The sequence below is a fragment of the Paenibacillus sp. FSL M8-0212 genome, assembly GCF_038004645.1.
Taxonomy (GTDB): domain Bacteria; phylum Bacillota; class Bacilli; order Paenibacillales; family Paenibacillaceae; genus Paenibacillus.
Window position 1 is genome coordinate 583,600 of record NZ_JBBORP010000001.1, and the last position, 12,566, is coordinate 596,165.

At 48.2% G+C, this 12,566-nt stretch carries 9 protein-coding genes; 1 reads left to right on the forward strand and 8 read right to left on the reverse strand.

What is annotated here, in order from left to right; all coding sequences use genetic code 11:
* Nucleotides 1-5: 5 nt before the first annotated feature.
* From MKX68_RS02560 to MKX68_RS02585, 6 genes are all read right to left on the reverse strand, one after another.
* Nucleotides 6-626 carry a YIP1 family protein gene (locus MKX68_RS02560; RefSeq protein WP_289391783.1) on the reverse strand — a complete coding sequence of 207 codons (621 nt, stop codon included), beginning with the start codon at nt 624-626 and terminating at the stop codon, nt 6-8.
* A complete protein-coding gene (locus MKX68_RS02565; RefSeq protein ID WP_289391781.1) occupies nt 607-2,073 on the reverse strand; it encodes an NHL repeat-containing protein in 1,467 nt (488 codons plus the stop codon). Before MKX68_RS02565 ends, MKX68_RS02560 begins: the two co-directional genes overlap by 20 nt.
* Nucleotides 2,074-2,084: 11 nt before the next feature.
* A complete protein-coding gene (locus MKX68_RS02570) occupies nt 2,085-2,948 on the reverse strand; it encodes a carbohydrate ABC transporter permease (RefSeq protein WP_017689719.1) in 864 nt (287 codons plus the stop codon).
* 2 nt (nt 2,949-2,950) lie between these two features.
* Nucleotides 2,951-3,862 (reverse strand): carbohydrate ABC transporter permease, encoded by a 912-nt coding sequence (locus MKX68_RS02575; RefSeq protein WP_133385912.1) that lies wholly within the window; start codon nt 3,860-3,862, stop codon nt 2,951-2,953.
* A gap of 75 nt (nt 3,863-3,937) precedes the next feature.
* Complete coding sequence (locus MKX68_RS02580; protein ID WP_340908841.1) at nt 3,938-6,865, reverse strand: extracellular solute-binding protein; 2,928 nt, start codon at nt 6,863-6,865, stop codon at nt 3,938-3,940.
* Between the two features lie 122 nt (nt 6,866-6,987).
* Nucleotides 6,988-8,370, reverse strand: a complete 1,383-nt coding sequence (locus tag MKX68_RS02585; protein ID WP_445671060.1) for an ABC transporter substrate-binding protein — start codon at nt 8,368-8,370, stop codon at nt 6,988-6,990.
* Between the two features lie 528 nt (nt 8,371-8,898).
* Here MKX68_RS02585 and MKX68_RS02590 point away from each other — a divergent pair.
* Nucleotides 8,899-9,936, forward strand: coding sequence for a LacI family DNA-binding transcriptional regulator (locus MKX68_RS02590; protein WP_340908842.1), 1,038 nt, complete (start codon nt 8,899-8,901; stop codon nt 9,934-9,936).
* Nucleotides 9,937-10,098: 162 nt separating this feature from the next.
* Here MKX68_RS02590 and MKX68_RS02595 read toward each other — a convergent pair whose 3' ends face one another.
* Nucleotides 10,099-11,277 (reverse strand): DUF4272 domain-containing protein, encoded by a 1,179-nt coding sequence (locus MKX68_RS02595; RefSeq protein WP_340908844.1) that lies wholly within the window; start codon nt 11,275-11,277, stop codon nt 10,099-10,101.
* Between the two features lie 23 nt (nt 11,278-11,300).
* Nucleotides 11,301-12,521, reverse strand: a complete 1,221-nt coding sequence (locus MKX68_RS02600; RefSeq protein WP_340908847.1) for an RtcB family protein — start codon at nt 12,519-12,521, stop codon at nt 11,301-11,303.
* Nucleotides 12,522-12,566: the final 45 nt, after the last annotated feature.

A 12,566-nucleotide genomic window follows, 5' to 3' on the forward strand; every position in this document is an offset into this window, starting at 1 on the left:
CTCCTTTAGGTCCGAAAAATCAACTCGCGGTAAATGTTATAACCGAATTCGTACAGCTGTTGCAGCATGCTAAAGACCAGTGCGCCAAGGAATACAATAATGCCCATCACAATGAGTGTCAGCACCATCGTAATGATCGTTCTAATCACCGTGTACTGGTGTACCGTCATCATGCCAATGAACAGAAGCAGTATAAACCAGAAAAACGCGATGCTATTGAACAGATAATAAAAAGCAGTCTCCTCCTGCACCATGAACCGGCTGATCACGATCATTGGGGCATAGATCAGAATAACCGGAATGAGCGAGTAACCTGTCGCCAGAACGATTTCCCTGAACTTGCCTTCCCCTTCCATCAAAGTCGTTACTGCCCAGTTGGCCATGCACCATAGAAAGAAAGGTACTGCAACCGTGGCGATCTCGATGATGCTGTTAATCGTACGAGGATCGATGTAATTGACGAGAAATCCTGCGTACTGCTTTTGCAAAATCATCATGACAATGGTAAGCGCCAATGCTGCAAAAGCAACAAGCAGCCGTCCCCGGTTATCCGACTTGAGGTCCCAGAATGCATCAATGGGGTGAAAAATGAGATGCAGCGGAAACTTAATGAAATCCTGCTTCACGATCAACCTGCCTCCTCCGTCTCCATTTAACCGCCACCCGGGTCAGGATCAGAATGACAATCAGCGCGATTGCAGCGGTCAGGAATGTACCAAAATGTTCCTTCATCATCTCCCGCCGATGCCTCTTGAACGCCACAGAATAACTCTTGCGATCCATTCCAAGTTCGAAGTAACCTAGCGCTTCCTCGTTTTTCTTCTCCATTAATAAGGACTTGCCGATACCGATATAAGCGATGTCATAGTTGGCATTCAGCTTCAGCACTTCTCTCCATATATTCACGGCCTCTGTGTCCTCGCCCCGATAGTGGAGTGCCACCGCTTCATTCACACGGGCACCAAAACGGGTTGGCTCATAGACGACAAGGTTGTTCTTGCCTCGATCCAGAACCAAGTGATGCTCACCCGATTGTTCAATCGCGACAGGTGTTTTGAGCGTGCCTACCTGATTTCCCTTGCCACCGTATATGTAGAGCAGATGACCTTCATCGTCATACGTGAACACCCGGTTCTGTGTCGCATCCAATACACTGTACATGCCATTGCCAAGCACTTTGACATCAATCAGCTTGGATGGACCCGGATTGTTACGGAACCGGATATCGCCTTTGACGTCGTAATAACCAAACCGCTTAAGTACATCTTCGCCAGACGGGTTAAGGCGTTTGATCGGTTCATTTGAGCCAGGATCAATATTCGTTGCATACACGAATCCTTTGTGGTCGATATCCGCATTGGAGAACTCCGTCGGGACAAACAGGACCATCTGTGCGCGCTGGGCTTTGGTTGATAACATGCGCCAGATATATTCGCCATAGTCCCGCTCCACTTTGTTCGTACCGACGTATCCGATAAATTTCCCACTCTCGTCAAACTGCATAATGCCTTCGTAGACCCCCTGTGCCACAACGTAAACTCGGCCTACATGGTCCACCGTCAGTTTCAAAGGCTGAAACTGGAATTGGGTCGATAGGATATCCGACTCAGGCTTTGTAATGGTTTGAATCAGCGTCCCCTCTCCATCCAGGACAACCACACGACTGTTACCCGTATCGGCGATGTATATGCGTTCTTCTTCATCTACAAACAATCCACCTGGAAGGTTAAAGGTCTCCTTGCCACCATCCATCATGAATCCATCGATGACGCGCAGCAGCTTAAAGTCTGGTTCCAATACGATGATTCGATTGTTGCCGCTATCCAAAATATAGATCAACCCGGAGGGTGAAACGTTCACATCACCGGGGTCTTTGAACTCACTAATGCCGAGGTCACGGCCTGATAGAGTACGCTCGGGCAGATAGGCATCCGGTGAAGGTACAGCCTCTTTCCAGTAGTTGTAGTTATAACTCTCATACGGCGCCGGGGAGGCCGCCGCAGGCACGGCATTCACCAGCAGCAGAGATACTGCCGCCAGGAGAACAAGCCATCTTTTCACTGTGCGTGCCATATCGTTCCCCCTTAATCCTTCATGCCCGAACTCGCCATCGTCTCAATGATTCGGCTCTGAGAGAAAATAAATAGCGTGATCGGCACACTCATCAAAATCAGTGCTACCGCAGCACCCGCTCCTGCCCGGGATATTCCGCCCTGAATAATCTGACCTGCAGCATAATGCAGGGTCTTGAGCTGCTCGCTGTAGATGTATCCATTGCCATCACTGCCCCATAACATCTGGAACAGTAGAATGATCAATGTAAGCCAGGCTGGCTTCACATTGGGCATAACAATGGACCAGAAGATCCGGTATTCACTGGCACCATCAATTTTGGCCGCTTCCAGCAGCGCATCCGGGATCTGCTCCATGAACTGCTTCATCAGATATAACCCGAGTGAATAGGCAAATGCCGGAATAATAACGGCCCAGTAGGTGTCGATCCATCCGAGCCATGACATGATCATATAGTTCGGAATTGCCGTCACCGCAGGTGTGAACATCAGTGACAGTACGACCACTTGGAACATGAATACTTTGCCCGGAAACTTGTGTTTGGCAAGCGGGTAAGCCGCTGCGGAAGCTAGCAGCACATGGCCTACGATACCGATGCCGGTTATAAACACCGTGTTGAATATATAACGTGAGAACGGCACCCACGAGTCACTCAGCAGGTTCAGCAGATCTGTAAAGTTGCTGAACGTCGGATTTTTGACAAACAGCGTTGGTGGAAAGGTGAAAATCTCATCCAATGGTTTGAATGCATTGTTGATTGCATAGATCAGCGGCAGCACCATGAAGGCACCAAATACGAGCAGAAGGGCAAACAGGGAGAGACTTCCCGATAGCGAGCGATTCACCCGCTTTTTGCCTGTCGCAATTGCAGCCATAGCTATTCTCCCACCCTTCGAAGCAGTTTCTGTACCAGCAAGTTGGTGCCCACCATAATCATGAACAGTATGGTGGCAATCGCCGATGCGTAGCCCATCTCAAACCGTGTTGTACCGAAGTCGATCAAGTGGGTGACCACCGTCTCTGCCGCATAGTTCACGCTTGGGAACCCGGCCAGTGCGATCGACACATCGGCCACGGCAAACGAGGTTGTCAGCTGAATGACTGCGCCGAACATCAACTGTGGACGCATCGAAGGCAGGGTAATGTACCATAGTTCCTGCCAGCGATTCTTGATGCCATCCACCGCTCCCGCTTCGTACAATGTCCGGTCCACCGTCTGCAAACCGGCGATAAACGCCAGAAATCCAGTTCCGAGACTCAGCCATAGCTGCACGAGAATGAGAATAGGCATAATATAAGCTTCTGTCTTCAGCCATTGGATCGGCTCCAGCAGAAAACCCCATTTGATCAACAGCCCATTGGCAATACCATAACGATCTCCCGAAAAAATCATTAGCCAGATAAAATACACATTGCCCGAGATGGAGGGCGCGTAGAAGATCAGCGTCATGAACGCTCTCCATTTCGGTGTTAACTCATTAATGATCCACGCGAAGACAAAACAGGCAATATAACTGATCGGTCCGGTAATAATGGCAAACAGCAGCGTATTCTTGATTGCAATCAGGAATACATCATCCTCCAGAAACAGACGAGTATAGTTCTGCCAGCCAATAAAACGTGGAAATTCCAGCATGTTAAAGTAGGTGAAGCTGAGTATGATCGAGATGACAACCGGAATCACGGTAAACATGAGGAACAGGAGCATATAAGGTGCAAGCAGAACATAGGAATGTTTGCTGGCCTTCATTTCCTGGAGCTTCCAGCTCCACCACGATTTCATGCCCATCCTTGACGCTTTCTCAGGAGGACTGTTTTGTCCGTCTCGGAGTGATATTTGTGGCACGATTAACCCTCCCTCTGCTTACGGAAGACCAAATTCATTACGTTTGACGCGAATCTCGTCCTGAATATATTGGGTATAATCCATAATGGATTCCCTGGCTTCCACTTGGCCAACAACGGTTTTGTAAAATGCATTGAACAGATGGCGGCCTGTAAAATAACCACCGGGTACTTCAGGAATGCCCTTCACCGTTTCGAATTGTGCCTTGAGATTGGCGTAATCCTCCGCAGGCCACGGCAGGGAATCCAGCGCCTTGATGTTGGCCGTTGGATAACGGGCAGCGGCACCCATCAGTCCTTCCATCTCCCGTCCAAATTCAGCCTGAATCGGTGTACTGGTCCACCACTTCATGAACTCCCACGCCGCATCCTGATCCTTGGCACCCTCCAGCATCATGACTGCGCTGCCTCCACCCGGTACGTCCCGATTCAAGGTTCCATCCGCCTGAACGGTTCCCGGGACAGGAACGAAGCCCCATAGTCCCCGAATCTCCGGTGCAAATACGGACAACTGGTTGTACATGGTGTAATCCGTTAGTCCAATAGGCATCTGTCCTGTCCGGAAACGGTTGGCAAAATCATATTCCCGCTCCAGCTTGTAATCGGTATAAAACTCCGTCCACTGCTTGAACGTCTCGATTCCAATCCGGGAATCCAGATCCGATTCCTTGTCATCATTCCGATAGAAGGCGCCACCGTTCTGGAGCAGCATCGTGGCATACTGTGAATTCGGCGGAATATTGACACCCTGCATATTCGCCTGAGTCACGATCGGCATGCCAAATTCCATATGATTTTTGCTCAGAATCGCGAGTAGAGCCTCGACATCCTCCCAGTTCTGAGGCACTTCAAGTCCGAGTTCTTCGAGCACGTCTTTACGATAAAACAGCATGTTAAAGGTCTGTGTTTCCGGCAGGGCATATACACCTGAATCATAGGCATACGGCACGATCGCGCTTTCCCTGAACTCCTGTTCCACGGTGCTATAATCACTGAATTGCGTAAGATCTACAGCCGAGTTCCGCATCGCAAAGTTCACCGGCAGATCATTGCCGATCTGCATGGCAACATCGGGTCCTTCACCGGACAACGTCGCTGGTAGCAAGGTTCCCATGTTGACCAGCTTCAGATTCACGTTAATGCCACTGTCTGGTGTGAAGGTCTTGTCAATCATCGCTTTCATCGTATTCGCCTGGTCACGTCCGCTACCAATCCAGACGGTTACCGTACGCTTATCTTCCGATGTGGCTACATTGCCGATCTGGTTATAATCAATGAAGAACGAATGATAGAATATCTTCGCTTCATGACCAAGCTTGGCAAGTGGCCCCATACCTGTTCCGGGAATATCTTGGTCAATCGAAGTGACGTACAGTGCGTCAATCTCAAGAGGCTGCTCTCGTGCCTGTTGCACCCATGTGCCGAGACCGCCTGTGTTGGTTTTATAAGCCGCAAGCCGTCTTGGAATGGTATCCGGCTTGTCGATCATCTCGTCTAGTTGCAGCGCCATCGTATTGATCAGCGCTTCCTGATCACTGGACTGTCCTGACAGTAGACGAAGCTGTGCAGCCACGTCTTTGAGTCGTTTACTTTCCCCGCTGAACACTTCCAGCAGGTTCGGGATCTGCTTTTCCACCCGATAATCCCGGAATTCATCAGGCTTCGTACCTGTGATCATCAGAATGCGTCGGTACATGGAGTTCAAGTTGTACAAACTGTCCTCCACATTGCGGATAAGCGGTGCAAAGTCACCGAGGCTGTTCTCCAGCCGTAGCACATGTTTTCCTTTGTCCAATTGAAACTTGTATGCTTCCTTGCCGCCCATGACGTCAATGCGATAGTCGCTTTGATAACGGAAAGGTGCTTTGGTCATCTCTGCAAACGGAACTTCACCGTCAATGGTCAGTTTACGTGTAGAATAGATGCCTTTGACAAAATTCTGCTGTGCGGTAAAACCGATATGATAAAGTCCACTCTCCGGCACATCCACTTCCCATTCGATCCACTGCCCTGGCAGACGCCAGTTAAAGCCGCCAATCGTATTAATGCGTACCTGGGAAGCGCTATAGGGAGATACAGCAGAACTTGACCTTTCGCTCGTCGGGTATAACGTAGGTGAAGATTTGGCAACAGCGGCTTCTCCTTCAACCCGAATAAGTACATCCTTTGGCTGCCCGGAGGAATCCGATTGTTGTGCCCCCGCAGTCTCCGCGTAAGGAACGGCTGTCTCCTCATTGAAAAGGCGAATGGACCGGATCACCATGGGTTCACGCGATGATTTTAGCGTTAGCGTGTGCTCTCCTTTTTCCAAATAAAACTTGAATGGAGCCTGTTCGTACCCGTCGGAGTCCTGAAACGTTTCTTCCATCCAGCGTGGTTGCTCCACTTGTCTCGGGCGTAGGTCATTGCCTTGATTGTCCTGCTCCACAACATCTTTCTCATTGGCCCACACCCGGTCAAACTGCAAATAGGCGGCTTCTGCAAAAGGAAGTTCACCATCAATGTACAATGCACGCTCAATGGCCGAACTCTTGCCTTCAACGGGAAAATAGATCGTGGACAGGTTATACAGCCCAGTCTCCGGCACATTAATGGTCCAATCGACTTGCCCGGTCTCTCCGGTATGGAGAGATACTCCGTCCATTCCCTCATAATTAGTCAGTTTACGGACGTCTTCACCTTCGGCTTTTATGTAATCTCCTGCTTCAATGGTGATGTCCACATTCGGCTGTGTAGCCTGATCTGTTCCGGATCGATACTGTTCGTATCCCTTTTTCTGCCGGGTCTGCTGCAAGATTGCATCCACTTCAATGGCAGGCAGACTGCCAGGTGGAATGTCTGCACTCTTCCCATCAGCGCCGGAAGTTACATATAGAATGATGCAGGCTGCCGCCACGATGATTACTGTGGACAATACCCATGTCTTACGTTGTAGAATTCCAGCCATCCTACGAGTCCTCCTCATCAAGGCTGATGCCAGCAATGCCGATTTGGTGGTTCAGGAAAAGGGGCTCCGTGCAACATTGCCGACACGAGCCCCTGCCTGAATCGCTTGCTGGTGTTAAGTTCTTATTGTTTACCGAGTTTATCAATGGCAGCTTGTGCCTGTGCTTTGTATTTCTCGGCTGTTGCCGTCACGGAAGCATTGTTTTTGATGATATCGTTCACATAATCCCCAAAAGGGTATCCTGTGTAGGCATCATCCAGCAAGATACGGCCCGTTCCGGCGATGTGCTCGCGAATGATCGCAATATCCTTCTCATCGGTATAACGACTCTCCAGATAATCCTGACCTGGATACTCTTCAATCTGCGGGATGTCGAAGGTCTCTTCATAAATTTGGTAGACGATCTTTGGATCCTCCACACCTTTTGGAATGAACTTTGCCGATGCCGCGTTGTTTGCATACGTTACCTCTTTGCTACCCTGTGGCCCGTTCGGAATCGGCACAACACCAACTGCAAAGGTGAGATCGCCCAACTGCCATTCAGCAGCGGTGAACAGAGCTACATCTCCATCTTTGAACGTATTGCTTTCCTCCCAATTGGTTTTGTCGCCGGTTTTGACCTTCACGACATTTTCCACGTTATACAGGCGTTTGACGAATTCGGCAGCTTCAATCGTTTTCGGATCGGACAATCCTTCTTTGCTATTGGTATCATCCACGATCGTTCCACCATTGGCTGCGGTAAAATGACGAACGACATCAAGCGCCCAGCCAGAAAATCCGTATACGTCAGTTTTGCCGTCGTTATTGGTATCTTTGGTTGCCTGTTTGGCAAGTTCCATGAATTTATCCCAATCCCATTTGCCTTGGTTATACAATTCTTGAGGATCAGGCAAAGATAATTTTTTGAACAAGTCACGGTTATAGTGAAGTCCCAGACCAATGCTGGTTGGAGATTCGAAGGCGTATTCGTTGCCTGCAATGGCAGGAAATTTTGCAATCAGGTTAGCCTCTTGGTTGATGTTATTCTCAGGTGTAGTGAATTCGGAGATGGGCAATAGTTGCCCTTTGAGGATGGCAGGTAGTGCGGATTTGTACTCCATCTGAACGATGTCGGCGAACGGTTCGCCAGCCAGTGCAGACGTTGTGAATTTGTTCATGTATTCTTCGAAAGGTACGTTAACAAACTCCAGTTTCACGTTGTATTTCTTCTCGACCTCTGCAATTTTATCGAGTCTGGCTTTATCGGAGGCCGTCTCTCCCGCTGGTTTCAAGTCCCACCAGGCCGCAATCTTAATGACACGCCCACCCAGATCAGGCACATTAACCACAGCTTCTTCCGCTCCGCCCTCTTTCTCTGTCTCAGCGACTTCGGTGCTGTTACCTGAGTTCGTTGTTCCCTCTGCTTCGGTCCCCGTCTGCGCTGCCCCCCCACCACTGCAAGCGGATACAAAAAGCATCACGGCCAATAACATCAGAGGTAGAACATTCCATCTTCTCATCATGATTTTAACAACCTCCCCGAATGTGTATACCAATCATGGTTCACCCTAAATCGTTAACCCCATTCACCAACCAATCGAAAATAAACAACCACCACCATTTGTTATTTTCTTGTTTGTTTTTGACAAACAAAATTTAACACAGCAAAATGTAAGCGTCAACATTTTTGTTGTTAACATTTTCTAATTATTCTGATAAAATGCTGATAAAGCTGTAATTTATCTGTATCACAGCTTATTCAATCTCCTGGATTCTAAGTACAAACTTATTAAAACATGATTATAACTTTGTTTATTTTGTTATTTTTATAAAATAACAAAATAATAATTTAACAGACAAAATTCGTCATTCTATCTGAAAATATGCTTACCGTCACGTTGAACGTTCATCCTAAAATACTGTGCATCACTAACATTTTGAATTCTCTGTCCGTTATTAGATTAAGAGAAATACATCATGTTATACTAGGAACAGTTGGATATCGCTCCAAATAAGGAATACGGCAGAACTACGAGTGTAAGGATGGTATGATGAAGACAAAGGTAACAATTCAGGAGATTGCACATTTTACGGGTTTGTCGAAATTCGCGGTGTCACGAGCTTTGTCTGGAAAATCGGGAGTTAGCGATCAAACGAGGGATGTCATTCTCAAGGCCGCTGGCAAGCTTGGATATTTCAAAGATAACAGCATGTTGTCTGGTGAACTGTATAACAACAATGAATCTCAGGAACCAAAGAACACACGTTCAAGCGGAACGATCTTGATTTTGTTTCCCAATGTTCGGTACCAAAATCAAGACTCCGTATACTGGGGACCCGTCTTTAACGGGATCTCTTCCAAGCTGAACCAAAAAGGGATTAATATTCTGACCTTGACGGAACCCTCAGCAGACCAGCTATTTACCCTGCTCAACCCGGATGCCATTCGTGGAATCATTACCGTTGGCTCTATTTCGACCCCGATTCTGCTTGAAATCAAACGTCTCAGTATTCCGGTTGTGATGGTGGATCACCTGGACCCTGTTTTTCACAGTGACAGCATATTCACCGATAACTTTGCATCCATGCGGGAGATCATGCTCTATTTGCTCCGCAAGGGCTTCAAAACATTCCAGTTTGTTGGCAATATCGGGGATGCTCATAGCTTCTATGAACGCTGGATTGCATACACTTCTGTGCTTATGGGCCATGGGATGGAAATACATCAGATTCCTGAGCTAAGTAATCAGGCATTGGATGAGTTCCGCCAGACGTTCACTTCGGTGATCAATGAGGATAACCTGCCTGAAGTGTTTGTATGTGCGAATGATTTCTATGGGCTATACACCATAGAAGCCCTTGAGAGTATGGGTATTCGTGTACCCGATCAGTGTGTTGTCACGGGATTTGATAATCTATACGACAATATCCCATTACTGGCTACAGTCAATGTGAACAAGGAATTGCTCGGTGCACGTGCAGTGGATCAGATGTTATGGCGCATTGCGAATCCAGAAAGTAACGTCGAGAAAAAGTTGATTCTTGCTGACGTCGTTATTCGTGAACAGTTCGGTAGGCATAGTGGATAAAAGCATATATGGATAAAGCTTATGTCCACACAGAACAGCACGCCAAACACCCCTTTAACCGTATTCGTGCGGCTATAGGGGTATTTGCATTGTTGTATGTTGTGTAATGTTTATTGTTTATTGTTTATTGTTTACTACATTAGGCCGTAACATCATCCAGTTCTACGTGTCTGTACGCACATCATCCCACGCCTGATCCAAATAACAGATCAGCCAGTTCAATGCACGGTGACGTTCATAAGCCACTCCACCATTCAGTCCAGCGGGAGGTGTTTTGTCATTCACACGACTATCGACACACACCCAGTTATAACGGTAGATTAGATCTGCTTCATCCAGAATCTCGCTCTTGTTACGCAGAGATGCATCGGAGAGAAAGTCGGTAAAGCTATCCTTCTGTTGCAAATAACCGACATCCTTCCCTACGTTACACAACTCCGTTGGTGCACCCAGTTCCTTCACATAACCAAGGGCCCACAACATCACGTGGTAAGCTTCATATCCCCAGGAAAAGGAGATGATCTCCTGCTGCTCTGCTCCGTGCTGTTCGATAAACCTCTTCTCTACGGGTGAGAAAAAGGATTCAGCCTCATACTTGTCGATCACTTCCTGAACTAGAGTTGCGGTATCGTCCGCACTTTCGCCTGCTCCCAGACACTCTCCCTTAAGCGCGGCAAGACATAGGGCAACCGCACGGCGCGCGACTTCCTCTTTACTCCGAATCGTGGTGTGCTCGTCTCCGGCCCTTGCAGGCAAGTTTGCATTATACGGAATGCCTTGTTCAGTCAACCGTTGCTCTGAACGCGCTTTACGTTGAATGCCAGACTCCGACTGGGGTCTGTTACCGTCAAGGAAACTGGTGTGTGCTGTCACCGTGTAATCCTCCACCTCAGATTCTCCATTCACATCCAGCAATAGCTGGCCTTGTGCGTTCAGCAGAGATCCACCTCCCCAGAAGATAACAGCATCCAGAGCATCAGCCAATCGCAATAACTCGCCGAAGAATTCTTCCGAAATATCCTCTTCCGTCTCAATACCAATCACCATATTAAGCGTGGAACATTTGATCAATACCTTTTCCTGAAGCGAAGCATTGCGCCCTTTAATCTGACTCAAAAATCCAAGCATCCCCTGAATCATTGTCGTAAATTCCTCAGGATGTGTCTGGCTGGTCATGATATTAAAGCCTTTGGTTTTCTTATTGAGCCATTTCTTCTGAGTCACTTGAATATGGGTCTTGTCTTCCCGGCGTTTAATCGTCCCCTCAGGATAAATGGATTGAATCACTTCAAACAGCTGATCCAGGTCAAACTGAGAGCTATATATCGCACAATTTCTCATGAAGTTCACCCTCTTCTCTCTGACTAATCCTTATATGGATCGAATTCATTACCTCCGGCCATGGCCACGCCTACTGGGCGCAGCACATGGTTGATTTTCAGCGTATTCGCATGTGCATTCAGTACGTCTTGCAGTTTCTTATACACAAACGGACTTTCGTCTGTGCCCGCTCCCCGCAGCTCGACACCATAGGCACGAATCGCCTCATGCATCTGTGCTTCGCTAATCTCGCCGCCCATGCGTGTGCGCAGCTTGTAATTCATTTTGCCAGCCGCCTGGGTCCGGCTCATCGTGCGCCCTGCCCCATGTACGGTGCTGCGGAATGACTCGGTATTCTCCTCGCTGTGGATCCCTTCCACGATTACCGAGATATCCCCCATACTGCCTCCGACAAAACCGAGTTGCCCGGGTGCCAATGGCGTTGCACCTTTGCGGACCACAACTACCTCTTCACCCATATGTTTTTCTTTCCAGGCAAAGTTGTGATGATTATGAACGGCGTATTCAGCACTTGCCCCAAGAATTCCAAGCACCTGTTCAATGACATAATCACGTCCTGCATAGGCGTATCTGCCCGCCAAAGTCATTCCATCCCAATACATATCACCCATTTCGCTGTTCAGGTCAAACAACGTAGGCGGTTGATCCATCGATTCGCCCGGCGCTTTGCCACTGAACTGACGCCCTGCGGCAAGGTTAAGGAACCCACTCGCCACTTTGTGACCAAACCCGCGGCTGCCAAAATGATTTGCGATCCACACTTTTCCCGTTGCCTCTTCTACAAAAATATCCACGAAATGATTACCACTACCTACGGTTCCAAGTTGGTTGCGTGCGAGTGTCTTCAGCTTATGTTGTAATCCCGGCTCAATGGTATCAAACAGCTTCCAGCTCGCGTCGTCGAACAGTTCATGATCCACGGGTGTTGGATTGTTGCGACCCACGCCGAAAGATATGGTCGAATTGATGTCATCCATAATCGTTACAATCTGATTCCGAATATCATCCCACATCAGATTGGTGCGCACAGCCTTGTTGCCACAGGCGATATCATATCCGACACCTGACGGACTGATCATATTCCGATAAGCGACAACACCACCGATGGGTTGCGAGTATCCTTTGTGATGGTCGGCCATCAGAGCCACACCCAATACATCTCCATATTGCGAGCAAGTCACCGCCTGACTTACGGCGTTCTCCAGCGGCTCCCCCCAGACTTTAATGTTATCCACGATCCGCATGATTGTGTTAACCTCCTATGTACTTTTTTTGAAAATACATCTTTT